We start from the raw sequence: 26,408 nt of genomic DNA on the forward strand, positions 1-26,408 counted from the left end.
GGGATCACGGACATGACTGAACTGCCCGCACTCTCCGGCAAGGTCGCCCTCGTCACGGGCGCCAGCCGCGGCATCGGCTACGGCGTCGCCGAGGCGCTCGTCGCCCGTGGCGACCGGGTCTGCATCACCGGACGCAACGAGGACGCCCTCAAGGAGGCCGTCGACAGGCTCGGCGCCGACCGCGTCATCGGTGTCGCCGGCAAGGCCCACGACGAGGCGCACCAGGCGATCGCCGTCGAGCGCACGATGGAGGCCTTCGGTCGCGTCGACCACCTGATCAACAACGCCGGTACGAACCCGGTGTTCGGGCCGATCGCCGACCTCGACCTGAACGTGGCGCGCAAGGTGTTCGAGACCAACGTGATCTCGGCGCTCGGCTTCGCCCAGCGCACCTGGCACGCCTGGCAGAAGGACAACGGCGGCGCCATCGTCAACATCGCCTCGGTCGCGGGCCTCGCGCCCTCGCCCTTCATCGGGGCGTACGGCGTGAGCAAGGCCGCGGTGATCAACCTGACGCAGCAGCTGGCGCACGAGTTCGCGCCCGGGGTGCGGGTCAACGCCATCGCCCCGGCCGTGGTGAAGACCAAGTTCGCGCAGGCCCTGTACGAGGGCCGGGAGGCCGAGGCGGCCGCCGCCTACCCGCTGGCCCGGCTCGGCGTGCCCTCCGACATCGGGGGCGCCGCCGCGTTCCTCACCTCGGAGCAGTCGGACTGGGTCACCGGTCAGACCCTCGTCGTCGACGGAGGCATGTTCCTCAACGCCGGCGTGGCCTGACGGCCCCCCGTACCCACCGCACGGCCCCGCCGCACCCACCGCACGGGCGCCGCCTCCGACACCGGAGGCGGCGCCCGTGCGGCCGTCCGGACATCACACAAAGTCACGACAACGTCGTCATTTCCCGTGATCCATAACGTGATGTTTGGAGCGGGTTCAGTCGGCCTGGTGCTGCGGTATGGTCTGCCAACCCTTGGCATGGCAGATCGAGGAGCGTGCGCGTGTTCAACCGGAACCGATCCTTGCAGCAGGTCGCGGCGATCGTGTCCATATCCCTGGTGGCCGGGTGCAGCCTCCTGGGAGAGGAAGGCTCCGACGACGCCGGGCCGATCGTCGTGGGCACCACCAGCGCTCCCAGCACGCTGGACCCCGCCGCCTCCTGGGACGGCTCCTGGGAGCTGTTCCGCAACGTCTACCAGACGCTGCTGTCGTACCCCAACGGCGCGACGACGCCCCAGCCCGACGCCGCCACGTGCGAGTTCACCGACCGCAGCAGCCGGACGTACCGCTGCGAGCTGCGGGAGGGCCTCTCCTTCTCCAACGGGGACAAGCTCGACGCCGAGGCCGTGAAGCACACCTTCGACCGGATCCTCGCCATCAACGCGCCCACCGGCCCCGCGGGGCTGCTCGGCAGCCTCGACCGGGTCGAGGCCGTCGGTGACCGCGAGGTCGTCTTCCGGCTCAACAAGGCCGACGCCACCTTCCCGTTCGTGCTCGCCACCCCCGGCATGTCCCTCGTCGCCCCGGACGACTACCCCGCCAAGGCGGTGCGCAAGGACGCCGGCATCGTCGGCTCCGGTCCGTACGACCTGAAGGACTACAAGGAGGGCGACCGGGCGGAACTCGTCCGCAACGACCGCTACAAGGGCGCGGCCGACCGCAAGAACGACGCCGTGACCATCCGCTACTTCCAGGACTCCGGCGAGATGGTCAAGGCCCTGCGGGGCAAGCAGATCGACATCACCTACCAGGGCCTCGCCGCCGACGACATCGTCGCCCTGGAGAACAAGGGCGAGGAGAACGAGGGGCTCCAGCTCGTCGAGGGCGCCGCCAGCAACATCAACTACCTGGTGTTCAACCCCAAGGACAAGTGGTCGGACAAGCTGGCCGTGCGCCGGGCCGTCGCCCAGGTCGTCGACCGGGCCGCGCTCGCCCACAAGGTCTACAAGGACACCGTCGACCCGCTGTACTCGATGGTCCCCAAGGGCCTGACCGGCCACACCACCGGCTTCTTCGACGACTTCGGCGACCCCGACCCGGGCAAGGCCCGCGCGATCCTCGACGACGCCGGCATCACCGGTCCCGTGCCGCTCACGCTCTGGTACACCACCGACCGCTACGGCTCCGACACGGCCCTGGAGTTCAAGGAGCTCAAGGCCCAGCTGGAGAAGTCGGGCCTCTTCGAGGTCACCCTCAAGAGCCGCCCCTGGAAGACCTACGTCGTGGGCTACCAGAAGGGCGAGTACCCGGTCTTCGGCCGCGGCTGGGCCCCCGACTTCCCGGACGCCGACAACTTCATCGCCCCCTTCGTCGGCGAGCAGAACGCGCTCGGCACGCCCTACCCGGAGAAGCAGATCACCCAGGTGCTGCTGCCCCGCTCCCGCCAGGAGAGCGACCGCGCCAACGTGGTGAAGGACTTCCAGGAGGCCCAGCAGATCCTCGTCGACGACGCCCGGCTGCTGCCGCTGTGGCAGGGCAAGCAGTACATCGCCGCGAACGAGGACGTCTCCGGCGGCGAGCGCGCGCTGGACCCGTCGACGATCATGATGGTGTGGGAGCTGTCCCGCAAGACCAGCTGGTAGGCGCACCACGGCCGCCGTTGTCAGTGGTCACCTGTAGGTTCTGTGGCCGGTAAGCGACCGCACGACGGAGGACGTTGACGTGACCGACATCGCCATGCTGCCCGAGACCTGGCGCAAGGTCCTGGGCGACGAGCTGCAGCAGCCCTACTTCAAGGAGCTGACGGAGTTCGTCGAGCAGGAGCGGGCCGAGGGTCCCGTCTACCCTCCGCGCGAGGAGGTCTTCGCCGCGCTCGACGCGACGCCGTACGACCGGGTGAAGGTCCTGATCCTCGGCCAGGACCCCTACCACGGCGAGGGCCAGGGACACGGCCTGTGCTTCTCGGTGCGGCCCGGGGTGAGGATCCCGCCGTCGCTGCGCAACATCTACAAGGAGATGCACGCCGAGCTGGGCACCCCGATCCCGGACAACGGCTATCTGATGCCGTGGGCCCAGCAGGGCGTGCTGCTGCTCAACGCGGTCCTCACGGTCCGCGCCGGCGAGGCCAACTCGCACAAGGGCAAGGGCTGGGAGAGGTTCACCGACGCGGTGATCCGGGCCGTGGCCGAGCGGCCCGACCCGGCGGTCTTCGTCCTGTGGGGGAACTACGCGCAGAAGAAGCTGCCCCTGATCGACGAGACCCGGCACGCGGTGGTGAAGGGCGCGCACCCCTCACCCCTGTCGGCGAAGAAGTTCTTCGGCTCCCGTCCCTTCACGCAGATCAACGAGGCGGTGGCCCGGCAGGGCCACGAGCCGATCGACTGGACGGTGCCGGACCTGACCTGATCCCCGCCGGGCCGGTTCCCCCGGCGGACCGGCCCGGTGCCGCCTGACCGGGATCCCCGGCGCCTGCGGTTAGCGTCTTCGCAACAACGCAAGGAGGGTTCGTGGCGGAGCATCGGCAGGAACAGGCGGCGCCGGACGCCGTGCTGACCCGGATCGGGCAGCTGGTGATGCTGCACCACGGGGGAGACCGGGAGGAGGCCGGACGGCGCCTGCTGGAGCTGTGGGAGGAGCTCGGGGAGGAGGGCGACGCACTGCACCGCTGCACCGTCGCCCACTATCTCGCCGACACCCAGGACGACCCCTTCGACGAACTCGCCTGGGACCTGAGGGCGCTGACCGCCGCCGAGGAGCACGAGCGGGCGCCCGCCGTGCGGGCGCTGTACCCCTCGCTCCACCTCAACCTCGCGGCGGACTACGTCAAACTCGGCCGTACCGAAGCCGCCCGCACCCACGTGCGCAAGGCCCGCAGAGCCGCCCGGGGACTCGGCGACGACCCCTACGGCGACGGCGTGCGGGCGGCCATCAGCCGGATGGAGCTGCGGCTGGGGGAGGGCGGTCAGGACCACCCGCGGTCCGAGTAGGCGGGGCGGCGGAGCCTCAGCGACCGTAGGTGCCCTCGCAGATCACGGACTCCGGGCTGCCCGGCCGCCAGCCCCCGTACTTCCTGCCGAGACCGCACACGTCGGCCTTGCCGCGCGCCCCCTCCCGCACGGCGGGGACCTCGACGCGCGGCCGGGCGGGGGGACGGCGTTCCGGGCGCGCCGGGGCCGGCGGGCGGGGGCGGGCGGACGGGGGACGTCCGGCGGGCGCGACGGGTGCCGCGGGGGCCGCCCGCCGTGGTGACGCCGGGCCCGACTCCCGCCCCGGCTCCGTCCCGACCATCTCCAGGGCCTCCCGGGCCGGCGCCTGCACCACCTGCGTCCCGGCCCGTCCGTCGGGCCGTGGCACGGACGGCTGGGCCGGGGCCGCGGGCGGGCGGACGGGCGGGTACCGGACGGTCACGCATCCGGCGAGGGCCGTGACGGCCACGGTCACCAGAAGCGTTGCGGTAGTCGTCGTTCGCTGCACCCGCGCCACTCTGCTGGCTCCGGCTCGCGGAGGCACGGCGGACCGGCGGAGGATGCCCCGTACGGGTGATCGCGTGCCCCTCGGGGAGGATGCGCGGTACGCGGGCTGACGCGGCGTCAGTCGCCGGTGACGCCGTCGATCCGCTCGCGCAGCAGGTCGGCGTGGCCGTTGTGCCGCGCGTACTCCTCGATCATGTGCGTGTAGATCCAGCGCAGGCTGAACGGTTCCCCGGTGGACCGGCTGCCGCCGCGGGAGAGTTCGTCCAGCCGGAAGCCGGCCGCGTTGCGCCGGGCGATCGCGATCTCGGCCTGCCAGCCGGCGTACGCCTCCTGCCAGGTGTCCTCCTCGGTGAGGTGGAACTCGCCGTCGCGGTCCTCGTCGGTGTAGTGGATCGGGCCGGCCCCGTCGGCCACGAGAACCCTGCGGAACCAGTTGCGCTCGACCTCCGCCATGTGCCGCACCAGCCCCATCAGGGACAGTTCGGAGGGCGGGACGGACGCGGTGCGGAGCTGGTCGTCCCCGAGGCCCTCGCACTTCCACGCGAGGGTCTGCCGGTGGTAGTCCAACCAGCCTTCCAGCATGGTGCGTTCGTCGGCGTTCTGGACGGGTTCGGCGCGCTCGGTCGTCATACCCGCATGGTCGCCCGGCGGGCCCTTCGCCGCCACGCGTTTTCCGCCGGGCGGAGGCCCGTGGGGGAGGCCGCCGGGCGGAGGCCCGTGGAGAAGGCCGGCGGGGGAGGTCCGCAGGGGAGGCCGGCGGGCAGGAGGGCCCCGGCCGTCGCCGCCGTACGCGGCGGCGGGCCCGCCGTCGGCCCGGTCTCCTGCCGCGGGCCCCGGCGGGAGCGCCCGCGGGCCGCCGCCCCGGGCCCCGTATGCTGCCGTGCAGACAGGCGCGGACCAGCAGTGAAGGAGCCCCCGTGAAGGTCGGCTGCATCGGACTCGGCGACATCGCGCAGAAGGCGTACCTGCCGGTGCTCGGCGCGCTGCCCGGGATCGAACTCCATCTCCAGACGCGCACCCCGGCCACCCTGGACCGGGTCGCCGACGGCCTGCGCCTGCCGGCCGGGCAGCGCCACCGCGACCTCGACGCACTGCTCGCCCAGGGCCTGGACGCCGCTTTCGTGCACGCCCCCACCGCCGTCCACCCCGAGATCGTCACCCGGCTCCTGGAGGCGGGCGTCCCGACCTACGTCGACAAGCCGCTGGCGTACGAACTCGCCGACTCCGAGCGGCTCGTCGCGCTCGCGGAGGAGCGCGGGACCAGCCTGGCCGTGGGCTTCAACCGGCGGTTCGCCCCCGGGTACGCGCAGTGCGCCGACCACCCGCGCGAGCTGGTCCTGATGCAGAAGAACCGGGTCGGCCTGCCCGAGGAGGCGCGGGTGACGATCCTCGACGACTTCATCCACGTCGTCGACACCCTGCGCTTCCTCGTCCCGGGACCCGTCGAGGACGTGACCGTGCGGGCCCGCGTCGAGGACGGGCTGCTGCACCACGTCGTCCTCCAGCTCTCCGGCGACGGCTTCACCGCGCTCGGGGTGATGAACCGGCTCAGCGGGTCCAACGAGGAGATCCTCGAGGTGTCCGGCCAGGACACCAAGCGCCAGGTGGTCAACCTCGCCGAGGTGATCGACCACAAGGGGCAGCCGACCGTGCGGCGGCGCGGCGACTGGGTGCCGGTGGCCCGCCAGCGCGGCATCGAGCAGGCGGCGGGGGCCTTCCTCGACGCCGTCCGGGCGGGAAGGACGCTCAGCGCCCGGGACGCGCTGGCGACTCACGAACTGTGCGAGCGGGTGGTCCGAGCGGTGCGGGAGCGTTCCGGCGCGATCTGACCGCCCGCGTCCCCTCCACCGCACCGAGTCCGAGCAGGACGAGCAGGGCGGCGTGGACCGGCCAGTCGCCGAAGCGGGCGTACGGGGTGACACCGTGCGCCAGCGGCACCTCGTAGACGGCGACGGTGCTCGCGTCCGTCCCCAGCCGCGGGCCGAGCCGCCCGCCGCTCGCGTCGTACACCGCCGAGACGCCCGTCAGCGTCGCGTGCACGAAGGGGCGGCCGGTCTCCGCGGCCCGCAGGGCGCCCAGCGAGGCGTGCTGCGCGGGGGCCCAGCTGTCCTGGAACGTCGACGTCGACGACTCGCCGACCAGGACGTCGGCGCCGTCCTCGACGAGATGGCGGCTCATGTCGGGGAACGCCGTCTCGAAGCACACCAGCGGGCCGATGCGCAGGCCCGACCCGGTGTTCATCACGACCTGCTCCGTGCCGCGCCGCCGGTCCTCGCCGGCCGCCTTGCCGACGGACGTGGCCCAGCCCAGCAGCGACCGGGCGGGGACGTACTCACCGAACGGCACCAGCCGCATCTTGTCGTACCGGTCGCCGGTCGGTCCGTCCGGTCCGACCAGGACCGAACTCTTGTAGATGCCGGGCCGGTCGGACCGGCGGGCGTCCACGTTGACCAGGATGTCGGCGCCGGTCGCGCGCGACAGCGCGGCCAGCCGGCGCGCCAGGTCGGGACGGTCGGCCAGGTCGTGCCCGACGCTGCTCTCCCCCCAGACGATCAGGTCGACGTCCTGCCCGACCAGCCGGCGGGTCAGCTGCTCCTCGCGGTCGAAGCGGCGCTCGGGCCCGTCGACGACACCGGCCTGGACGACGGCCGTCCGCGCCTGCCCGCCGGTCTCCGGCCGCGGCGACCACGCCCATGCGGCGGAGGTCGCGGCGGCCGTCGCCAGCAGGGCGGCGACGGCCGGCACCCGGTGTGCCGGCACCGCGACGAGCAGGGCGAGGGCGACGTTCACCGCCACCACCAGCAGGCTCAGCAGCCACACCCCGCCGACCGACGCCAGCCGCAGCGCCGGCTCCACCTGCCACTGACTGGCCCCGAGCACACCCCACGGCCCGCCCAGCCCCTGCCAGGAACGGACCAGCTCCACGGCCAGCCAGCCCGAGGGCAGCACCAGCAGCGCGGCTCCGGCCCGGCCCCGCGAGGGCACCCCGCCGAGGAAACGGCGGGCCAGCCAGCCCCACGGCGCCCACAGCGCGCCCAGCAGGGCGGCGAGGACCAGGGTGAAGACGTGCAGGCTCGGCAGCAGCCACACGTGCATCGACAGCATGAACCCGAACCCGCCGGCCCAGCCGTCGTACAGGGCCCGCCTGCCCGTGGCCGCCGAACGCGCCAGCAGGAGCCAGGGGACCAGCGCGGCGTACGCCCACCACCACAGGCCGGGTGCCGGGAAGGCCGGGACGGGCAGCGCGCCTGCCAGGGCCACGAGGGCCGAGCGCCGCCACGGGGAGGAGAGCCAGTGACCGAACGTCTTCATACGGCACCTCCCTACCCCGTGGTCGCTCCAGTGTGCGCGCCCGGGGCGATCTCCGGCCAGATGGTCCCGGGGGCAAGAAGGGCAGGAAGGGCAGGAAGGGCAAGAAGGGCGAGAGGGGCGAGAGGGGCGAGGGGCGGCGAAGCGGCGCCGTCCGGTCAGCCGGCGACGTCCCGGCCCGGCAGCCGGCGCCACTTCTCCCGCACCACGACCTCGCGCACCCGCCAGCCGTCCTCCGTCCGCAGCAGGGCGAAGTCGTACCGGCCGCCGGACACGAGGTCAGGCGTTCCGGCGGCCTCCTCCTCCCCGCCCGCCGACCGCATCGGGTTCAGGTAGTCGGCCTGGACGCGGGCGGTGTCGCCCAGGTCCTGTTCCAGGACCCCGAAGCGCAGCCGGCGGTTGACGATCAGGTGCTGGCGCACCGGGAACAGCCGCATGTTCTCCTCCAGCCAGGCGGCGACCTTCCCCACCTCTCCCTCGATGCCGCCGGCCGAGCGGTGGTCCGCCCGCCCGCCGGGGGTGAACAGGGCCCGGTAGGCCGCCCAGTCGCCGTCGTCGAGGGCGACCGCGTAGTCGGTGATCAGTCCGTCGACGGCCAGGCGGTCCAGTACGGCCGCGAGTTCCACACGCTGCGTCATGGCCCGAGTGTTGGGCACGGCGGGCGCCGCGCCAAGGGCCGTGCGGGTACGTCCGCCCGATCGGCGCGGCGAACCCGCCGAAGACCTCCCGTGGGGAACCGGGCCGGCCCCCGCCCGGCCGGCCCCGCCCTGCGTGACCCCGGCCGGCGTCCCCCCGGTCGGCGTACCCATAGGGTGAGCCCCATGTCTGCCACGTTGAGTTCCACGAGGACCCGCGCCGCGCTCCGCGCGTCGGCGCGCATATCCGCCGAGTTGTTGCTGCTCCTCGTGGGGCTCGCGGTCGCGCTGTGGCTGTTGGGGCAGATGTGGTCGATCGTGTGGCCGCTCGTCGTCGGCCTGTTCCTGACCACCCTGACCTGGCCTCCGACGCGCTACCTGCGCCGGCGCGGCTGGCCGCCCGCCCTCGCCGCGTCGCTGGTGACCGTCCTGTTCCTCCTGGTCGCCGCGGGGACCGTGGCGCTGATCGCGGTGCCGGTGGCCTCCCAGTCCGGGGACTTGACCGACGGGGTCGTCGAAGGCCTGCAGAGGGTGCGCGAATGGGCCGCCGGGCCGCCGCTGAACATCGGTGACGACCAGATCGACAAGGCCTTCGACACCGGGGTCGCCCGCGCCCAGGACGGTCTGGGGAGCGTGGTCACCACCGTCGTCACGGGAGTGAGCACGGTGGTCGACGGCCTGGTCACCGCGGTCCTGGCGGTCTTCCTGATGTTCTTCTTCCTCAAGGACGGCCCCCGGTTCCTGCCCTGGCTGGCCCGTCAGCTGCCCGGCCGGTTCGCCGCGGACGTTCCGACGGTGGCCGCCCGCAGCTGGGACACGCTGGGCGCGTTCGTCCGGTCGCAGGCGGTCGTGGGTCTGCTCGACGCGGTGCTCATCGGTCTCGGGCTGTGGATCCTGGACGTGCCGCTGGTGCTTCCGCTCGCGGTGCTGACCTTCGTCTCCGCGTTCGTGCCGATCGTGGGCGCGCTGTTCGCCGGATTCGTCGCGGTCCTCATCGCGCTGGTCTCCAACGGTCTGACGGACGCGCTGATCGTGCTGGCCATCATCGTCGTGGTGCAGCAGCTGGAGGGCAACGTCTTCCAGCCGATGATCCAGAGCCGGGGGCTCGGCCTGCACGCGGCGGTGGTCCTGCTGGCGGTGACGCTCGGCGGCAGTCTGGCCGGGATCGTCGGCAGCCTGCTCGCGGTGCCGGTCGCGGCACTGCTCGCGGTGGTCTGGAACTACGTGCGCGAGCAGCTCACCGACCCGGCCGAGGGGTCGGGGGCGGACGAGGCGCACGACGGGGTCGTGGTGCCGTCGTAGCGCGCCACGCGCGGTTCGGACAGGAGGGCCGGTCGGGTCCGGTCGGGTTCGGTCGGGCGGGGTCGGCGGCAGTGCGGGGGCCGGGCCGGGCGGTGTGCCGCGACGGGCCGGCCTCAGGCCGCCTTGACGACCTCCCCGCGGATGGCCGCGGCCCACTCGACCACCAACAGCTCGTACTCCGCCCGCTCCTGGGCCGACAGCGACCCGCCCGCGCGCAGCCACAGAGCCCGGATCTGCTCGTTCAACTCGGCGGCAGACCGCACGGAACCAGGGGCTGATGAACTCGGGGACATGCGCAACAGCCTAGGGGCAAGCACTGACACTGCGCTACCGGGTGGCTACGCAAACCCTATGGGCTCGGTCACGGGCCGCGTTCGCCGTGGCCGGGCGGTGCCCGGGTCGCGGCGAGGGACGGCGGCTTCCCGCCGCCCCTCGCGACAACTTCACGCGTAGTACTCTCGCCGGAGTGGTCCGATGACGCGACGGGAGGGTGTCCATGGCGAGACGGAACGACGAGCGGCGCGCCGCCCTGGTCGATGCCGCGATCGAGGTGCTGGCCCGGGAGGGAGCCCGGGGCCTGACCTTCCGGGCGGTGGACGCCGAGGCCGCCGTGCCCGTCGGTACCGCGTCCAACTACTTCGCCAACCGCGACGATCTGCTCACCCAGGCCGGCGCCCGCGTCTACGAGCGGCTCCAGCCCGACGAGGCCACGCTCACCCGCCAGCGGACGGCGGGCCGCGACCGGGAGACGTACGCGGAGCTGATGCGTGAACTGGTCAGCCGTGTCGCCTCGTTCCGCACCGGCTACCTGGCCCTGCTCGAACTGCGCCTCGAGGCCACCCGCCGGCCCGAACTGCGCGGGGTCCTCACCGAGCGGGTCCGTGCCGACGTCGACGCGAACGTCGCCTACCACGAGGCCTCCGGACTCCCCGGGGACGCCATGGCGGTGAAGCTGCTCATCCTGGCGCTCAACTGGCTGATCGTGGAGCAGCTCACCCTGCCGGACGTCTTCACGGCGGCGGAGCGCGACGAGCTGGTGACGGCGGCGGTCGACCGGATCGTGGCGGCCGGGTAGGCCGGACCCGCTGCCCGCTGCCCGCTGCCCGCCGTCCACGACCTGCCGCATGCCGTGTGCCGCCCGCCCCGTGTCCTGTGCCGCCGCCTAACGCGCGCAGCCCCGGCACGGTCGCGGAACGACCGTGCCGGGGCTGCGCGGGTCCGACTGCCGCCCGGGCGGGATCAGCCCGCCGACTCCGCCGCGTGCGGGCTCAGGACGCCCATCGAGACGAGGACGATGATCACGATGCCGAGGACCACGCGGTAGTACACGAACGGCATGAACGACTTGGTGCTGATGAACTTCATGAACCAGGCGATGACGGCGTATCCGGACACGAACGCGACCACCGTCGCGAACCCGGTCGGCGCCCAGTCCACGTGGCCGCCCTCCATGGCGTCCTTCAGCTCGAAGACGCCGGAGGCCAGCACCGCCGGGATGGCGAGCAGGAACGAGTAGCGGGCCGCGGACTCGCGCTTGTAGCCCATGAACAGGCCGCCGCTGATCGTGGCGCCGGAGCGGGAGACGCCCGGGATGAGGGCGCAGGCCTGGCAGAGGCCGAAGATCAGGCCGTCCTTGACGCCCAGGTCCTCCAGGCCCTTGCGCTGCTTGGGTGCCCGGTGCCGGCCGCCGTTCTCGTCGCGGGCGGCCAGCCGGTCGGCGATGCCGATGACGATGCCGATGACCACGAGCATCGTCGCGGTGATCCGCAGGTCGCGGAACGGTCCCTCGATCTGGTCCTTGAGGGTGACGCCGAGGACGCCGATCGGGATCGAGCCGACGATCACCAGCCAGCCCATCTGGGCGTCGTGGTCCTTGCGCATCGTCTTGTCGAAGAGCGACCTGGACCACGCGGAGATGATCCGCCCGATGTCCTTGCGGAAGTAGATCAGCACCGCGGCCTCCGTGCCGATCTGCGTGATCGCCGTGAAGGCCGCCCCGGGGTCCTCCCATCCGGAGAAGGCCGCGGTCAGCCGCAGGTGCGCGCTGGAGGAGACGGGGAGGAACTCGGTCAGCCCCTGGACGAGTCCGAGGATGAGAGATTCAAACCAAGACATGAGGTTACGGAGTCCAAGTGCCGATCGGGGAGGGCGACGGGCACGGCGAGCCGCCGCGCGCGCGGTGATCAAGTGATGTGTCAGGGGCAGCGTAGCGCCCCCGGGTGACGGGCCCGGCACAGGGGTTTCGAAGAGGGGCCCGCGGGGGAAGCGCGCACGGCGGCCGAACAGGGCGTACGTGTTGACCGGCCAGGGGGTCGCCGCTTACGTTGCTGCCGGGAGAAAGCGCTTGCTATGTCGGTGGTCGTGCTCGCCGCGCTTGTCGTGCTTGTCGTGCTTGTCGTGCTCGCCGTGCTCGCCGTGCTTGTCGTGCCGGCCGCTTTCGCTCCCGCTGCCGGGCCGTTCGTCGGAGGAGTGCTGATCACGCCCATGTCCCCATCCCCTCCGCCCGCCGGTCGCCGCATCCGCGCCGCCGTCGTCGGCACCGGTGCCATCGCCCGCGGCTCCCATCTGCCCGCGCTCGCCCAGCTCGCGGCGGAGGGCGAGACCGAGGTCGTGGCGGCCGTCGACATCGACGCCGGCGCGGTCGAGGCCTTCTGCGCGGAGGGCGGGATCCCGCACCCATACACCGATCTGGAGCGGATGCTCGCGGAGCAACGCCCCGACCTGGTGACGATCTGCACCCCGCCGACCCTGCACCGCGAGCAGAGCGTCGCCGCGCTGCGGGCGGGAGCCTGGGTGTGGTGCGAGAAGCCGCCCGTGCCGACCCTCGCCGACTACGACGCCGTGATGGCCGAGGAGGGGGCCGCCGGGGGGCCGTACGCCTCGATCGTCTTCCAGCACCGCTTCGGGTCCGGTTCCGATCACGTACGGCGGCTGCTCGCCGAGCGGGCGATGGGGCGGCCGCTCGTCGCCCACTGCCAGACGACCTGGTACCGCGACACCGCCTACTACGCCGTCCCCTGGCGTGGACGCTGGCACACCGAGGGCGGCGGTCCCGCGATGGGGCACGGCATCCACCAGATGGATCTGCTGCTCGATCTGCTCGGGCCGTGGAGCGAGGTGCGGGCCATGGCCGGCCGGCTCGTCCACGACGTGGAGACCGAGGACGTCTCCACCGCCCTGGTCCGGTTCGAGAACGGCGCCATGGCCACGATCGTGAACAGCGTCCTCAGCCCGGACGAGGTCAGCCGCATCCGCGTCGACTGCGAGCACGCCACCGTGGAGCTGACCCACCTCTACGGCCACGGCAACGACGACTGGCGGATCACCCCGGCGCGGGACGTCCCCGCGCGGCGGGCCGCGGCCTGGCAGGACTTCGGCACGGACGTGCCCAGTTCGCACCTGGCCCAGCTGCGGGAGCTCGTCGCCGGCATGCGGGCGGGCCGGCGGCCGCGCAGCAGCGGCGCCGACGGGCGCACCAGCCTGGAACTGGTCAGCGCCCTGTACAAGTCGGCGTTCACGGACGTGACGGTGCGGCGGGGCGAGATCGGGCCCGGCGACCCGTTCTACACGGCCCTGCACGGGGGTGCCCCCGGCTGGGCACCCGTCGTCACGTCCCCCGTCGCTCCCGCCGCCGGGACGGCGGCGGGGCCCGCCGCGGCTCCTGCCGCCCCTGCCGCTCCGGTCGGCGGCCGGGAGGGGGCGGCATGACCGGGCTGCGCCTCGTCCACGTCCACGGGGACCGCGTCACCGTGACCGACTCCGGCAGCGGCGTCGAACTGCTCGCGTACGTCTACCGGCCCGAGGCCGCCTGGGAGGCGCCGAAGCCGTACGTCCACCCGTTGCGCACCCTCGCGGGCGACGTCGTCACCGACTACCGGCCCAACGACCACCGCTGGCACAAGGGGCTGTCGCTGACCGCCTCCCACCTCTCGGGGGCCAACCTGTGGGGCGGCAACAGCTACGTCCACGGTGAGGGGTACCTCGCGCTCCCGGAGCGCGTCGGCTCGATGGCGCACGTCGGCTTCGACGAGGTCACGGCGGACGGCGACCGGGTCGCCCTCGCCGAACGGCTGACCTGGCATCCGCACGGCGGGGGGCTGTGGGCCGAGGAGCGGCGCCGGATCGAGGTGCACGACGTGGACCGGGCCGCCGGTTCCTGGGCGCTGACCTGGACCAGCGCGATCACCAACCGCCGCCGGGAGCCGTTGCGGTTCGGCAGTCCGACCACCGCCGGACGGGAGATGGCGGGTTACACGGGCCTGTTCTGGCGCGGCCCGCGCGCCTTCCGCGGCGGCCGGATCATCGGCCCCGACGGTGAGGGGCCCGCGCTGATGGGCACACAGGGCCCCTGGCTCGCGCTGTCCGGCGAGCACGACGGCACCGACGGGCACGCCACGGTCGTCTTCGCGCACGCCCCGGAGAACGACCAGTCCGGCGACGCCGGGTCGCATCCCGCGCACTGGTTCGTCCGCAACGAGCCCTTCGCCGGCGTGGCCCCGTCCTGGGCCTTCCACGACGAGCTGGAACTGGCCCCCGGCGACACCCTCACCCGCCGCTACCGGGTGGTCGTGGCGGACGGCGCCTGGGAGCGGGAGGAGATCGCCGGGTACCTGGCGGCGCATCCCTGGTGAGCGGGGACCGACCGCCGGCGTGGGCCGCGTCGCGGGTCACCGCGCCGGGCGGCTCCCGCCCGGACGCCGCCGGGGCCGCGGGATCCGCTCCGGGCGCCGGCCCCCGCCGACCGGCCGGATCCCGGCGCGCCCGCGGCGTCCGGTCCGGGGAGGGGGCGCTCAGGCGGCGGCCGTGGGGCCCGCCACCGTCCAGCCGGGGACCTGGGGGTGTGCCGAGATGTCCTCGTGGTGGACCGCGGCGCCGCAGGCCGTACAGGTGACCACGGGCACCATCTCGTGACCGCAGACGTGCTCGACGACCATGGGGCGGTCGTCGTCCGCGCGGAGGTGGCGGTCGCCCCACGCCATGAGCGTCAGCAGGACCGGTTCCAGTTCGAGCCCCGCCCGGGTGGGCCGGTACTCGAAGCGCTGCGGGCGCTCGCTGTACGCGCGCTTGGTCAGGATCCCCGCGTCCACGAGCCGGCGCAGCCGGGTGGCCAGGATGTCGCGCGGGGCGCCGATGTTGCGCACCAGCTGGTCGAAGCGGCCGTTGCCCAGGCACACCTCCCGCAGGACGAGCAGGGAGTACTTCTCGCCGACCAGTGCCAGGGCGTCGGCGATGGAACAGGGACGCGGGTCTTTGGTGGAGGCGGCCATGCCGCCCAGTCTAGATGAGGGTTGGATTTCCCAACTCATAGGTTTGATTTTCCAACTCGTCACGCTATGGTGAGTCCGGATTTCCTACTCGCCGGTAATCGCCGTGCGCGGCGACCGGTCACCGCCCGGCGGCCAAGGAGGCCCGCACATGCGTGACGCAGTCATCGTCGAAGCCGTACGCACCCCCATCGGCAAGGGCAGGCCGAACGGCTCCCTCGCCCACGTCCACCCCGTCGAACTCCTCGCCCACACCCTGCGCTCCCTCGCCGAGCGCTCCGGCGTGGACCCCGCGCTCATCGACGACGTCATCGGCGGCACCGTCGACCAGGTCGGGGAGCAGGCCATGAACACCACCCGGTACGCCCTCCTGTCGGCGGGCTTCCCGGAGACGGTGCCCGCGACCACGGTGGACCGGCAGTGCGGCTCCTCCCAGCAGGCCGTGCACTTCGCGGCGCAGGGCGTCGTCTCCGGCGCCTACGACCTCGTCGTGGCCTGCGGTGTGGAGTCGATGAGCCGGGTGCCGATGTGGTCCAACGTCCCGCCCGGCAAGGACCCCTTCGGTCCGGGCGTCGCCGAGCGCTACCCGCAGGGTCTGGTCCCGCAGGGCATCAGCGCCGAGCTCATCGCCGCGAAGTGGTCGATCACGCGCGAGCAGATGGACACCTTCGCCCTCTCCTCGCACCGCAAGGCGGCCGGGGCCTGGCAGGAGGGCCTGTTCGACGCCGAGGTCGCCCCCCTCGACGGGGTGTCGCGCGACGAGTGGGTCCGTCCGGACACCGGCCTGGACGTGCTGGCGGGACTCCGGCCCGCCTACCACGACCCCGCCTTCGCGGAGCGCTTCCCGCAGATCGAGTGGAACGTCACCGCGGGCAACGCCAGTCCGGTCAACGACGGCGCCTCGGCCGTCCTGATCGCGTCCGGCGACACCGCCGCCCGTCTCGGCCTGCGCCCGCTGGCCCGGCTGCACAGCTTCGCCGTGACCGGCTCCGACCCGCTGCTGATGCTCACCGGAGTCGTCCCGGCGACCGAGAAGGTCCTGCGCCGGGCGGGCCTGCGCCTGGACGACATCGACCTGTTCGAGGTCAACGAGGCCTTCGCCGCCGTCGTGCTCGCCTGGGCCCAGGAGACCGGCGCCGACCCGCGCAAGGTCAACGTGCGCGGGGGCGCGGTCGCGCTCGGCCACCCGCTGGGTGCGAGCGGCACCCGGCTGACGACGACCCTGGTCCACGCCATGCGCGACCGCGGGGCCCGCTACGCCCTCCAGACGATGTGCGAGGCGGGCGGTCTCGCCAACGCCATGATCCTCGAGGGCGTCTGACCCGCGACGCGCCCCGCACACGGAGGCGCCCGACACTCGCGCGGGCGCCTCGGTGTCTCGGTTCCTCGGCACGACGGACGCCGACGCCTGTGCGTGACGGCGTCCGCACGAGCGCCGGCGATGGCCCCGGAGGTGGCCGTCCGCAGGGGTGCCGGCGGTCGCTCCGGTGGTGGCGTCCGCACGAGTGCCGGCGGCGGCTCGGCGGTGGCGTCAGCGGCGGCGCAGGTGGTGGCGTTTGCGCCAGGCGACCACGGCGCCCGCCGCCGCGGGCAGCGCGATGGCCGCCATCGAGATCAGGAAGAGGGGCGAGGCCGGGGACGAGGCGCTCGCTCCGGCGACGACGTACGCGGTCGTGTTCGGGATCGAACCGAGCGCGGTCGCGGCCAGGAACGGCAGCCAGCCCATGCGCGAGACGGCGGCGCAGTAGTTCGCCGCCCAGAACGGCACCCCCGGGAACAGCCGGGCCGCCAGCATCGACCGCAGACCGTGCCGGCTCAACTGGCCGTCCGCCGCCTTCAGCAACCGCCCCCGCAGCAGGGGCCGCAGCGCGTCCTGGCCGAGGATCCGGCCGAGCCCGAAGGCGAGCCCGGCGCCCAGCACCGTGCCCGCCAGCGCCGCGCCGGCCCCCCACTGCGAGCCGAACAGCGCTCCGGCGGCCAGGTTCAGCAACGGGCGCGGTACGAACGCCACCGTGCACAGGCCGTACGCCACCGCGAACACCGACGCGGCGGCGACTCCGCCCAGCTGGGGTGGCCAGCCCTCCGAGAGCAGCCGTTGCGGCTCGAACAGCAGCACGCTCGACGCGGCCGCCGCGAGGAGCGTGACCAGGAGCGAGAACCGCGCCCACGGCGAGAACAGCGTTCTCGCGCGGCGCGCGGTGAACCCCGTCGACGCCGGGGCGACGACGGGGAGGACGGAGGGGAGGGCGGCGGGCAGGGGCACGAGCGGTGCGGGGACGACCAGCTCAGTGGCGGCGGCCCGGGGAGAGGCCGTTGCGGTGCCCCCAGAGCGGGTGTGGGCATCGAGCATCCGGCGACACTAACCGAAGGACAGGTGTGATCGCCGTATGGTGCGTCTCATGACCGTCACCGGAACAGGGGTGGGGGAGACACGCCCAGCGCTCTCGCCGACACCGTCCTGGAGCGGCTGACCACCGTGTACGGCGCCGCGGCCGACCCCGCGAGGGCGGCGGCCGTGCGCGCCTGCATGAAGGACGCGGCCCCCTTGCTGGGCATTCCCGCACCCGAGCGGCGGGCCCTGTCCCAGAAGCACAGGAGCGTGCGAACGCGCTGAGCGGTAACCATGTCGACCTGACGATGTCCGACGACGCGAACATGCTCGAAGAGGCTTGGGAAGCAGCTGGTTTGCCGATGCGCCGCGACCTCCTTCGGGTCGCTATCGAGAAGATCACGGTGACGCAGGCCGTTCGACGCGGTGCCCCGTTCGACGGTGACGCACGGTGCGGCATCGAGTGGGCGAGGCCGGAGGCGGAGCAGCAGGACACCTGAGAGCCCCGTCGGACTCACCTGACGGGCTCTTTCGTCATTCAGTGCGCTTTGCCTGTCGTACCCCCCTCCGCGATCCGCTGAGCGCGCGCCCTGCTGGCGCCTGGTTCCACCCCGGGTTCTGCGGTGCCCCGCCCCGGCGTGTGCCGCCCGCTCCCCCCGCTGGACCGCACGGCCCTGCCGGGCCTCCGGGCACAATGACAGGGTGAACGACTCCATACCCGTCACCCGAGCCGTCGATCACGGCACCGCCAAGCTGATGCCCGACGTCGACCGGGAGCGGGCCTGGCTGCTGACGGTGGACGGGGCGCCGCAGTCGTACGTCGACCTGGACGAGCCGACGCACCTGGAGTTCGAGTACACCCGGCGGCTCGGGCACGTCCTGGACACCGTCGCCGAGGCCGGCCGGCCGCTGGACGTGCTGCACCTGGGCGGCGGGGCGCTCACCCTGCCCCGGTACCTCGCCGCGACCCGGCCGGGCTCCCGGCAGGACGTCGTGGAGGCCGACCGGGGACTGCTGGACCTCGTGGCCGAGCAGCTGCCGGTCCCGGCCGGCACCGGCATCACCCTGCACGCGGCCGACGCGCGGGACTGGCTGGAGACGGCCCCGGCGGCCTCCGCCGACATCCTGGTGGCCGACGTCTTCGGCGGCTCCCGCGTCCCCGCCCACCTGACGACGCTGTCCTACGCCCGGGAGGCCGGGCGGGTGCTGCGCACGGACGGCGTCTACCTGGCGAACCTCGCGGACGCGGCCCCGTTCGCCTTCCTGCGCTCCCAACTGGCCACCTTCGCGGTGGTGTTCGAGCACCTCGCGGTCATCGCCGAACCGGCGGTGCTGCGCGGCCGACGGTTCGGCAACGCCGTCCTCGTCGCCGCCCGTCACCCCCTCGACGTCCCGCCCCTGGCCCGCCGCGCGGCCTCCGACGCCTTCCCGGCCCGCGTCGAACACGGCGCGTCCCTCAAGGAGTTCACCGGCGACGCCCGGCCGGTGGGCGACGAGGACGCGGTGCCGTCACCGGTGCCGCCCGAGGGGGCGTTCGGGATCGGGTGACCGGCGCCGGTCCGCGCGCGGGAACCCGTGCGCGGACCTCACCCGAGCGCGCCGGTGCCTCCGTCCGGCTTCGCCGGGGCCGGCGCGGCCCGGTCCGGCGGTGTCCCGGGGAGGGGGCCGGCGGGGTCCGCTGCCGCCCGCCGGCCGGCCACCGGCTTCGTGCGGCGGGTCAGGCGGCGTACGTCCGGCACGCACAGGACCGCCGCCGTCACCACGACGACGAGGACGGCACAGCCCCACAGGGAGGCCGTGCGGCCGAAGAGGGACTCCGAGGGGCCGGCCAGGGCCATGGCCAGGGGAACCAGGGCCACCGAGCCGAACCAGTCGTAGGCCGAGACGCGGGAGAGCTTCTCCTCCGGGATCTCCTGGTGGAGGGCGGTCATCCAGGACACGCCGAACACCTCCAGGGTGACGCCGGTCAGGAACATCACCGCGCACAGCACGCCGACCGGCACCGGCACGGCGAGGGCCGCCGAGGGCAGGGCCAGCGGGAACACGCAGAGGGTGCCGACGAAGAGCAGGCGGCGCGGTTTCCAGCGGGTCATCAGCAGGGCGCCCGCCACCGTGCCCGCGCCGAAGAAGCCGAGGGCGAGACCCCAGGGGCCCGCCCCGCCCAGGTGGTCCCGGGCGACGAGGGGGCCGTAGACCGCGTCGGCCGCTCCCACGACGGCGTTGGCGATCGAGAACTGGAGCACGACGCCCCACAGCCAGGGGCGGCCGCTGAACTCGTGCCAGCCCTCCCGCAGGTCGGCCAGCAGGCCGCCGCCGCGCTCGCGGACCGGGATGTGCCCCACGTCGAGGAACGCGCGCAGCGACCCGGCGACGGCGAAGGCGGCGGCGTCCGCCGCGAGCACCCAGCCCGGCCCGATCACCGCGACCATGGCGCCGCCGAGGGCCGCACCGCCGAGGCCCGCCCCCTGCATCGCCATCCGGAACACCGCGAACGCCCGGCCGGCCTGCTCGCCGCGCACCGAGGACATCAGCATGCCCTCGGCGGCCGGGCTGAAGAACGCCTGGCCGGTGCCGCCGAGGGCGGTCAGCAGCATCATCTGCCACAGCCGCGGCTCGCCGGTCAGGACGAGCGCGGCGAACGCGGCCTGCGACACACCGTTGAGGGCGTTGGCCGCGACCATCACCCGGTGCCGCGGCAGGCGGTCCGCGACCGCCCCGCCGATCAGCAGGAACAGCACCAGCGGCAGGGTGCGGGCCGCCGCCACCAGACCGACGTCGCCGCCGTCGCCGCCGGCTTCGAGGACGGCGAACGCGGCGGCGATGAGGGCCCCGTTGGCCCCGAGGCCCGTGACGAACGCGGCGGCCGTCAGCAGGCTGTAGTTGCGGCCCGCCCAGGAGGGTCTGCGCAGGCGGGGACGGGGGTCGGCGGCTGAGGTCACCGGCCGACTATCCCCGCCCGGCCGCCGATCCGGCAAACCGGCGACCGCTCCCGACGGCCGGGGAGCCGCGCGCGGACGGCGGCATGCGTACGGTCGCACGCACGGCGGCATGCGGACGGTCGCACGCGAGGCGCCGGCGCGCGGGCGGTGGCGCCTCAGCCGCCGGTCGGCTCCCCGTGCAACCGCACGGTGGCGAGGATCTGCAGGACGGTCGCCTCGGGCAGCTCGTCCTTCACGCCCCTGGCGCCGTACAGGTTCCACGACACGTAGTCGTTGTTGGAGTTCTTGAAGCCGAAGGTGATCGCCTTGCCGTCGCTGGCGCACTTGCCCTTCTGGGGCGTGTTCGTCGACCGCGCCCAGGCGTAGCTGCCCTCGACCCCCGAGGCGGTGGTGAAGGGGGTGGCCTTCTTGTCGGTGGTGATGCTCTTGCGGTCCGGCTCGGTGTAGCCGCCGAACACCCACCAGGCGGGCGTGTTGAGGGCGATCTCGTCGGTGTTCTTCGCCCCTTCGGCGCCCTTGCTGCCGACCACGGCCAGCGAGGTGTCGTCGGTCTTGCCGTCCTTGTCGTCGTCGGACGTGCACCACTTGGACTTGTACTCGGCCGTGCCCCCCTGGATGATCGCGTCGTAGCCGTCGGGCTGCTCCTTGTCCTCCCACTCGAAGCCCTGGCTCAGGCCCGGCGACTGGACCTCCCAGTCCGCGGGCACGTCGAAGGCGATGCCCCACTTGGGGTTCACGACGACCTTCCAGCCCGCCACGGTCGGCTTCTCCGTCTCGGCGTCGCGCGGGTTGTCGTCCGTGCCGGACGAGGAGGAGACCGAGCCGCTCGGCTCGACCGACACCGTCGGGCTCGCACCGCCCTTGCCCCCGGCCTCCGGCTGGTCGTCGTCGCCCAGCACCAGGAATCCGGTGACACCGGCGGCCAGGACGACGGCCGCGGCCGCCACGATCGCGACCACCTTCGTCCGGTTCCCGCCGCCACCGCCGGGCTGCGGGGAGCCCGGGGCCCCCGGCGTCCCCCACTGGGCGGTCTGCGCGTAGGCGCCGGGGTGCTGCTGATAACCGGGCTGCTGCTGGTATCCCGGCTGCTGGTACGGATTCGGCTGCTGGTATCCCGGCTGCTGGTACGGGTTGTTCTGCGCCTGCGGGTTCTGCTCTCCCCCGGGCGGCTGCTGTCCTGGCCACATGGCCGGAAACCCTAGTGCCGCCCATGACACGAACAGGTCACCGCCCCTCGTCAGGGCGGTACCGAATCGGTTGCGGCGCGTTCCTTCCCACGCGGGTTCCCCGTTCCCGCCCTCTGGCCGACGGACTCTACTCGTGGGTAACATCGCGGCATGAGCGCAGAGCAGATGTCCATCGGCGAGATGCTCGCCGCCACCGTGCCCATGGCCCGGACCCTGAACCTCGAGTTCCTCGAGACCGGGACGGAGAAGGCCGTGGTGGCTCTGCCGGACCAGGGGGCGTTCCACAACCACGTGGGCGGGCCGCACGCCGGGGCGATGTTCACGCTCGGCGAGTCCGCGAGCGGGGCGATCGTGCTCGCCGCGTTCGGTGACCAGCTCTCCCGGGCCGTGCCGCTCGCCGTCCGCGCCGAGATCGCCTACCGCAAGCTCGCGACGGGGCCCGTCACGGCGACCGCCACGCTGGGCCGCCCGGCCGCCGAGGTCGTCGCCCAGCTCGACGCGGGGGAGCGGCCCGAGTTCCCGGTGGCGGTCGAGATCCGCCGCGCGGACGGCGCCGTGACCGGCGAGATGACCGTGGTGTGGACCCTGCGGCCCAACGGCTGAGCGGACGGGCCGCGTTCCGCGTTCCGTGCCCCGTGATCGTGTTCCGGGGCCCGTGACCCGTGTTCCGGGGCCGAGGGCCACCGGTGCTACGCCGCCCCGGTGGCCCTCGCCCGCACGCGGCGGGACCGTTCGCGCGCCGGCGCGCTGGTTTCCTCCAGTTCCTCCAGTTCCGCCACGAACTCCTTGAGCCAGGAGACGAATTCCGGGCCCAGGTCGTCCCGGTCGCAGGCCAGCCGGACCACCGTGCGCAGGTAGTCGGCCTTGTCGCCGGTGTCGTAGCGGCGGCCGGTGAAGACGACGCCGTGCACCGTGCCGCCCGCGGCCAGTTCCTGGAGGGCGTCGGTGAGCTGGATCTCGCCGCCGCGGCCGGGCTCCGTGCGCTCCAGGACGTCGAAGACCGCCGGGTCGAGGACGTACCGCCCGATGACCGCGTACCGGCTCGGCGCGTTCTCGGGCGCGGGCTTCTCCACCAGCCCGGTGACCCGTACGACGCCGTCCTCCCCGGACGGCTCCACGGCCGCGCAGCCGTAGCGGCCGACCTGCTCGACCGGTACCTCCATCAGCGCGACCACGCTGCCGGCGTGCCGCTCGCGGACCTCCAGCATGCGGTCGAGGAGCGCGTCGCGCGGGTCGATGAGGTCGTCGCCGAGGAGGACCGCGAACGGCTGGTCGCCCACGTGGTTGCGGGCGCACAGCACGGCGTGACCGAGGCCGAGCGGATCGCCCTGGCGGATGTGGTGGATGTCCGCGAGCCGGGCCGGATCGCGCACCGCGTCCAGTCGCACGGTGTCGCCCTTGGCCGCGAGGGCCTGCTCCAGTTCGAAGGCGTGGTCGAAGTGGTCCTCGATGGCCCGCTTGTGGCGGCCCGTGACCATCAGCACGTCGTCCAGACCGGCCGCGGCGGCCTCCTCGACGACGTACTGGATCGCCGGCTTGTCGACGACCGGGAGCATCTCCTTCGGAGTCGCCTTCGTCGCGGGAAGGAAACGGGTGCCGAGCCCGGCCGCCGGGACGACCGCTTTGCGGACGGCGGGCACGGCAGGGGCGACAGGGGCCGCGGGGACCCAGCCGGCGGGGGGCGCGGAAGGGGCGGAAGGGCGGGGGGCGTTCATGGCGGTCATGCTGGACCACGGGGATGGGAGTTCCCCGGGAGGCGCCTCTGAGACTCCTGTGCGCCGGACCCTGCCGTCGTCTTCCCGTCGTCTTCCCGTCGTCCGCCCGGAGGGCGGGCCCCGCGGTGCCGGGTGCGTACCGCCGGGGGAGTACCCGCTCCTGATCCCCGTCCCCGTACGGGACGCAGGGGGCCGGGGGCCGGTGCGGCGAGAGGTCGTGCGGGATGTGCAGGCCGTCGCGGGGCGGGCGGGAAGGTGACGACAGGGACGGGGCCGGCCCGCCGTGACGAGGGGCGGCGCCCCCGGACCGGGCTTCCGGGGCCGTACCCCCGGGGCCGCGCCTCCTGGGCCGGGGCGGGCCGCACCGCGGAGTGGGCCGCACCACGGGACGGGCCGGGGCGGGCCGGTCGCGGGGCCGACCCGGTAGGCTTCCCGGCGTGCGCCCGTCCCGGCGCGCCGCGAAGCAGGACTCGCACGGGAGGAGCCGGCGGTGCACGTCCAGGAGTGGCTCGAGGCCGTACCACCGGTCGCCATCTACGCGCTGGTGGGCCTGGTCATCGGACTGGAGAGCCTGGGCATCCCGCTGCCGGGCGAGATCGTCCTCGTCTCCTCGGCGCTGCTGGCCTCGCAGCACGGCGACATCAACCCCCTGATCCTCGGCGCCTGCGCCACCGCGGGCGCGGTGATCGGCGACTCCATCGGCTATGCCATCGGCCGCAAGGGCGGCCGCCCGATGCTCGCCTGGCTGGGCAAGAAGTTCCCCCGGCACTTCAGCGAGGGGCACATCGCCGCGGCGGAGCGGTCCTTCGAGAAGTGGGGCATGTGGGCCGTCTTCTTCGGCCGCTTCATCGCCCTGCTGCGGATCTTCGCCGGGCCGCTCGCGGGCGTCCTGCACATGCCGTACTGGAGGTTCTTCACCGCCAACCTCCTCGGCGGCATCGTGTGGGCGGGCGGCACCACGGCCGTCATCTACTACGTGGGTGTCGTCGCCGAATCCTGGCTGAAGCGGTTCTCCTGGCTGGGCCTGGTGGCGGCCGTGCTCATCGGCCTCGCCTCGATGATCGTGGTCAAGCGCAAGGCGAAGAACGCCGCGCGGCAGGCCGAGACGGAGACCGGGGCCGGGACCGCCGCCGAGCCGAAGGCCGGGACGGTGGCGGCCGCCGAGTAGGCCGCGTCCGCGCGCCCGTCCGGGACCGCCCCACTCGTCAGCCGCCAGCCGTCAGCCGTCAGCCGTGGATCTCGCCGTGGGCCTTCGCCAGGTCGGCGTAGAGCGTGCCGTTCAGCGTGACGCCCTGACGCTCCTCCTCCGTGAGCGGCCGCCTGATCTTCGCCGGCACCCCCGCGACCAGCGAACCCGGCGGCACCTCCATCCCCTGCGGCACCAGCGCCTGCGCGGCGACCAGCGAACCGGCCCCGATCACCGCGCCGTTCAGCACGGTCGCGCCCATCCCGATCAGGCAGTCGTCCCCGACGCTCGCCCCGTGGACGACCGCGTTGTGGCCGACGGAGACCCGCTCGCCGATGGTCACGGGGAAACCGGGGTCGGCGTGCAGCGTGCAGTTGTCCTGGACGTTGCTCAGCGCCCCCACCGAGATCCGCTCCACGTCACCGCGCAGCACGGCGCCGTACCAGACGCTCGCGCCCGCCGCCAGCGTCACGTCCCCGACGACGGAGGACGTCGGCGACACGAACGCCTCCTCGTCGATCTTCGGTTCCCTGCCGCCGATGCCCGCGATCAGCGCCTTGTGCGTCATCACCGTCTCCTCGTGTCCGTCCGCTCCCCGCACCGTACGTCACCCGGTGGGGTGAAGATCACAGGCTTCCGCCGTCCTGGCGCCGGCGTGCGCTGAGTACGGTGAGCGGGTGCCGAAGCGCAAGAACACGTTCTCATCATGGCGGCGCCGCCTCGCCCAGCGGGCCGTCCACGCGGGCTGGGACTGGGTGCGGCGCACCGGTTCCGTCACCGCCGAACACCCCGGCGGGCTGCGCTTCGGCTCGATCGGCTCCGGCACCCGGCTCGCCTTCCCGCTCGGCACCGTCTTCGGCGAACCCTGGATCCACCTCGGCGCGCACTGCATCGTGGGCGAGCAGGTCACGCTGACGGCCGGCCTGATGCCGGACCTCGACCTCGGCCCCGACCCCATCCTGCGGATGGGCGACGGCGTCGTGCTGGGGCGCGGCAGCCACGTCATCGCCGACACGACGGTCACCATCGGCAGCGACTGCTACTTCGGGCCGTACGTCTACGTCACCTCCACCAACCACTCCTACGACGATCCGCACCAGCCCATCGGCAAGCAGTGGCCGCGGATGGAACCGGTCGAGATCGGCCCCGGCTGCTGGATCGGCACCGGCGCGGTGATCCTGCCGGGGGCGCGGATCGGACGGAACGTCGTCGTCGCGGCCGGCGCGGTGGTGCGCGGCACGGTGCCCGACCACGCCGTGGTGGCAGGGGCGCCCGCCCGGGTCGTACGCCGGTGGACCCCCGCCGAGGGCTGGCAGCCGCCGCTGCGCACCCCGGCCCCGGTGCCGATCCCCGACGGGGTGACCTCCGACCAACTGGTCGCGCTGTCCGGCCTGGACGAGGAGTCGGCGGCGAGGCTCGCCGCACTCGAACCGGAGAGGTGACGGGCGCGGCGCCACCGGCCGCCGCCGACCGGTGGTGCAGGACAGTAAACTCCGTCATCCAGACTGGTGGACTCCGGACAGCCTCCGGACAGGGCTCATTGGACGGAACGTGTCGGACCTCGACCTGCTGACCCGGTCCCTGGCGCGCAACGTCAAACGCTGGCGCACCGACCGCGGCTTCACCCTCGACACCCTCGCGGCCCGCGCCGGAGTCAGCCGCGGCATGCTGATCCAGATCGAGCAGGCCCGCACCAACCCCAGCCTCGGCACCGTCGTCAAGATCGGCGACGCGCTCGGCATCAGCATCACCACCCTCCTCGACTACGAGCGGGGACCCAAGGTCCGCGTCGTCCCCGCCGACCAGGTGGTCCGGCTGTGGCACACCGACGCGGGCAGCTACAGCCGGCTCCTCGCCGGCACCGAGGCCCCCGGCCCGCTGGAGATGTGGGACTGGCGGCTGATGCCGGGCGACAGCAGCGGCTCCGACCCGCACCCGGCCGGCACGGTCGAGATCGCCCACGTCACCGCCGGCGAACTGACCCTCACCGTCGAGGGCACGGAGCACCGCGTCCCGGCCGGCGCCAGCGTCACCTTCGAGGCCGACGCCGCCCACACCTACGCCAACCAGGGCGGGATCCCGACCGAGATGGTGCTCACCGTGTCCGTGCCGCCCGTGCACTGAGACACCCCGCCG

General features: G+C 73.6%; 27 protein-coding genes and 1 pseudogene. 17 read left to right on the top strand and 11 right to left on the bottom strand.

All coding sequences use genetic code 11. The annotated features are described in order from the left end of the window. The first annotated feature begins 12 nt into the window (after positions 1-12). The 4 genes from ACF09K_RS11430 (at position 13) to ACF09K_RS11445 (ending at position 3,920) form a co-directional block, all read left to right on the top strand. Positions 13-774: an SDR family oxidoreductase gene (locus tag ACF09K_RS11430; RefSeq protein WP_392242533.1), complete on the top strand. Its 762-nt coding sequence runs from the start codon at positions 13-15 to the stop codon at positions 772-774. 215 nt (positions 775-989) lie between these two features. Next, positions 990-2,576: an ABC transporter substrate-binding protein gene (locus ACF09K_RS11435; RefSeq protein ID WP_392242534.1), complete on the top strand. Its 1,587-nt coding sequence runs from the start codon at positions 990-992 to the stop codon at positions 2,574-2,576. 79 nt (positions 2,577-2,655) lie between these two features. Next, on the top strand, positions 2,656-3,339 hold the full coding sequence (ung, locus tag ACF09K_RS11440) for a uracil-DNA glycosylase (protein WP_392242536.1): 684 nt from the start codon (positions 2,656-2,658) through the stop codon (positions 3,337-3,339). 101 nt (positions 3,340-3,440) lie between these two features. Then, positions 3,441-3,920: a hypothetical protein gene (locus ACF09K_RS11445; RefSeq protein ID WP_392242538.1), complete on the top strand. Its 480-nt coding sequence runs from the start codon at positions 3,441-3,443 to the stop codon at positions 3,918-3,920. A 603-nt stretch (positions 3,921-4,523) separates the two neighbouring features. Here ACF09K_RS11445 and ACF09K_RS11450 read toward each other — a convergent pair. Next, positions 4,524-5,036, bottom strand: coding sequence for a DinB family protein (locus ACF09K_RS11450; RefSeq protein WP_392242540.1), 513 nt, complete (start codon positions 5,034-5,036; stop codon positions 4,524-4,526). A gap of 287 nt (positions 5,037-5,323) precedes the next feature. On the opposite strand from ACF09K_RS11450, the gene ACF09K_RS11455 reads away from it, so the two are divergent. After that, on the top strand, positions 5,324-6,235 hold the full coding sequence (locus ACF09K_RS11455) for a Gfo/Idh/MocA family protein (protein WP_392242542.1): 912 nt from the start codon (positions 5,324-5,326) through the stop codon (positions 6,233-6,235). Here the strand turns inward: ACF09K_RS11455 and lnt are convergent. Both lnt and ACF09K_RS11465 read right to left on the bottom strand, forming a co-directional pair. After that, positions 6,153-7,718, bottom strand: a complete 1,566-nt coding sequence (gene lnt, locus ACF09K_RS11460) for an apolipoprotein N-acyltransferase (RefSeq protein ID WP_392242544.1) — start codon at positions 7,716-7,718, stop codon at positions 6,153-6,155. The genes ACF09K_RS11455 and lnt overlap by 83 nt on opposite strands. A 155-nt stretch (positions 7,719-7,873) precedes the next feature. After that, positions 7,874-8,353 (bottom strand): nuclear transport factor 2 family protein, encoded by a 480-nt coding sequence (locus ACF09K_RS11465; protein WP_392242545.1) that lies wholly within the window; start codon positions 8,351-8,353, stop codon positions 7,874-7,876. Between the two features lie 183 nt (positions 8,354-8,536). On the opposite strand from ACF09K_RS11465, the gene ACF09K_RS11470 reads away from it, so the two are divergent. Continuing rightward, positions 8,537-9,652, top strand: a complete 1,116-nt coding sequence (locus tag ACF09K_RS11470) for an AI-2E family transporter (RefSeq protein ID WP_392242547.1) — start codon at positions 8,537-8,539, stop codon at positions 9,650-9,652. A 113-nt stretch (positions 9,653-9,765) separates the two neighbouring features. Here ACF09K_RS11470 and ACF09K_RS11475 read toward each other — a convergent pair whose 3' ends face one another. Further along, a complete protein-coding gene (locus ACF09K_RS11475; protein WP_392242549.1) occupies positions 9,766-9,945 on the bottom strand; it encodes a hypothetical protein in 180 nt (59 codons plus the stop codon). 203 nt (positions 9,946-10,148) lie between these two features. Here ACF09K_RS11475 and ACF09K_RS11480 point away from each other — a divergent pair, with 203 nt between their 5' ends. Continuing rightward, positions 10,149-10,727 (top strand): TetR/AcrR family transcriptional regulator, encoded by a 579-nt coding sequence (locus tag ACF09K_RS11480; protein ID WP_392242551.1) that lies wholly within the window; start codon positions 10,149-10,151, stop codon positions 10,725-10,727. 164 nt (positions 10,728-10,891) lie between these two features. On the opposite strand, the gene ACF09K_RS11485 is transcribed toward ACF09K_RS11480, so the two are convergent. Further along, positions 10,892-11,767 carry an undecaprenyl-diphosphate phosphatase gene (locus ACF09K_RS11485; RefSeq protein ID WP_392242553.1) on the bottom strand — a complete coding sequence of 292 codons (876 nt, stop codon included), beginning with the start codon at positions 11,765-11,767 and terminating at the stop codon, positions 10,892-10,894. 369 nt (positions 11,768-12,136) lie between these two features. Here ACF09K_RS11485 and ACF09K_RS11490 point away from each other — a divergent pair, with 369 nt between their 5' ends. Beyond that, entirely contained in the window at positions 12,137-13,360 is a 1,224-nt protein-coding gene (locus ACF09K_RS11490; RefSeq protein WP_392242554.1) for a Gfo/Idh/MocA family protein, read from the top strand. After that, positions 13,357-14,283 (top strand): PmoA family protein, encoded by a 927-nt coding sequence (locus ACF09K_RS11495; RefSeq protein ID WP_392242556.1) that lies wholly within the window; start codon positions 13,357-13,359, stop codon positions 14,281-14,283. Before ACF09K_RS11490 ends, ACF09K_RS11495 begins: the two co-directional genes overlap by 4 nt. Before the next feature lie 159 nt (positions 14,284-14,442). Here the strand turns inward: ACF09K_RS11495 and ACF09K_RS11500 are convergent, their stop codons facing one another. Then, complete coding sequence (locus ACF09K_RS11500) at positions 14,443-14,919, bottom strand: winged helix-turn-helix transcriptional regulator (protein WP_392243177.1); 477 nt, start codon at positions 14,917-14,919, stop codon at positions 14,443-14,445. Between the two features lie 148 nt (positions 14,920-15,067). On the opposite strand from ACF09K_RS11500, the gene ACF09K_RS11505 reads away from it, so the two are divergent. After that, positions 15,068-16,237 (top strand): thiolase family protein, encoded by a 1,170-nt coding sequence (locus ACF09K_RS11505; RefSeq protein WP_392242557.1) that lies wholly within the window; start codon positions 15,068-15,070, stop codon positions 16,235-16,237. Positions 16,238-16,447: 210 nt separating this feature from the next. Here the strand turns inward: ACF09K_RS11505 and ACF09K_RS11510 are convergent, their stop codons facing one another. Further along, entirely contained in the window at positions 16,448-17,266 is an 819-nt protein-coding gene (locus ACF09K_RS11510) for a TVP38/TMEM64 family protein (RefSeq protein WP_392242559.1), read from the bottom strand. Positions 17,267-17,315: 49 nt separating this feature from the next. Between ACF09K_RS11510 and ACF09K_RS11515 the strand changes: the two are divergent. The 3 genes and pseudogenes from ACF09K_RS11515 to ACF09K_RS11525 all read left to right on the top strand — a co-directional run. Next, positions 17,316-17,503, top strand: a pseudogene (locus tag ACF09K_RS11515) (DNA alkylation repair protein); the annotation flags it as partial. Between the two features lie 50 nt (positions 17,504-17,553). Continuing rightward, on the top strand, positions 17,554-17,745 hold the full coding sequence (locus ACF09K_RS11520) for a hypothetical protein (RefSeq protein WP_392242560.1): 192 nt from the start codon (positions 17,554-17,556) through the stop codon (positions 17,743-17,745). 202 nt (positions 17,746-17,947) lie between these two features. Beyond that, positions 17,948-18,793, top strand: coding sequence for a spermidine synthase (locus ACF09K_RS11525; protein WP_392242561.1), 846 nt, complete (start codon positions 17,948-17,950; stop codon positions 18,791-18,793). 38 nt (positions 18,794-18,831) lie between these two features. Here ACF09K_RS11525 and ACF09K_RS11530 read toward each other — a convergent pair whose 3' ends face one another. Beyond that, positions 18,832-20,184: an MFS transporter gene (locus tag ACF09K_RS11530; RefSeq protein ID WP_392242563.1), complete on the bottom strand. Its 1,353-nt coding sequence runs from the start codon at positions 20,182-20,184 to the stop codon at positions 18,832-18,834. A gap of 155 nt (positions 20,185-20,339) precedes the next feature. Next, positions 20,340-21,371, bottom strand: a complete 1,032-nt coding sequence (locus ACF09K_RS11535) for a hypothetical protein (protein ID WP_392242565.1) — start codon at positions 21,369-21,371, stop codon at positions 20,340-20,342. A gap of 165 nt (positions 21,372-21,536) precedes the next feature. On the opposite strand from ACF09K_RS11535, the gene ACF09K_RS11540 reads away from it, so the two are divergent. Then, a complete protein-coding gene (locus ACF09K_RS11540) occupies positions 21,537-21,974 on the top strand; it encodes a DUF4442 domain-containing protein (protein WP_392243179.1) in 438 nt (145 codons plus the stop codon). Between the two features lie 86 nt (positions 21,975-22,060). On the opposite strand, the gene galU is transcribed toward ACF09K_RS11540, so the two are convergent. Further along, a complete protein-coding gene (galU, locus tag ACF09K_RS11545; RefSeq protein WP_392242567.1) occupies positions 22,061-23,086 on the bottom strand; it encodes a UTP--glucose-1-phosphate uridylyltransferase GalU in 1,026 nt (341 codons plus the stop codon). 490 nt (positions 23,087-23,576) lie between these two features. Here galU and ACF09K_RS11550 point away from each other — a divergent pair, with 490 nt between their 5' ends. Continuing rightward, positions 23,577-24,254, top strand: a complete 678-nt coding sequence (locus ACF09K_RS11550; protein ID WP_392242569.1) for a DedA family protein — start codon at positions 23,577-23,579, stop codon at positions 24,252-24,254. A 58-nt stretch (positions 24,255-24,312) separates the two neighbouring features. On the opposite strand, the gene ACF09K_RS11555 is transcribed toward ACF09K_RS11550, so the two are convergent. Beyond that, positions 24,313-24,840 carry a gamma carbonic anhydrase family protein gene (locus ACF09K_RS11555; protein ID WP_392242571.1) on the bottom strand — a complete coding sequence of 176 codons (528 nt, stop codon included), beginning with the start codon at positions 24,838-24,840 and terminating at the stop codon, positions 24,313-24,315. A gap of 109 nt (positions 24,841-24,949) precedes the next feature. Here ACF09K_RS11555 and ACF09K_RS11560 point away from each other — a divergent pair, with 109 nt between their 5' ends. Both ACF09K_RS11560 and ACF09K_RS11565 read left to right on the top strand, forming a co-directional pair. Then, positions 24,950-25,714 (top strand): acyltransferase, encoded by a 765-nt coding sequence (locus ACF09K_RS11560; RefSeq protein WP_392242573.1) that lies wholly within the window; start codon positions 24,950-24,952, stop codon positions 25,712-25,714. A 109-nt stretch (positions 25,715-25,823) separates the two neighbouring features. Then, positions 25,824-26,396, top strand: a complete 573-nt coding sequence (locus ACF09K_RS11565) for a helix-turn-helix domain-containing protein (protein ID WP_392242575.1) — start codon at positions 25,824-25,826, stop codon at positions 26,394-26,396. Positions 26,397-26,408 lie beyond the last annotated feature (12 nt).

The sequence above is a fragment of the Streptomyces sp. NPDC014882 genome (assembly GCF_043081325.1).
Lineage (GTDB): Bacteria > Actinomycetota > Actinomycetes > Streptomycetales > Streptomycetaceae > Streptomyces.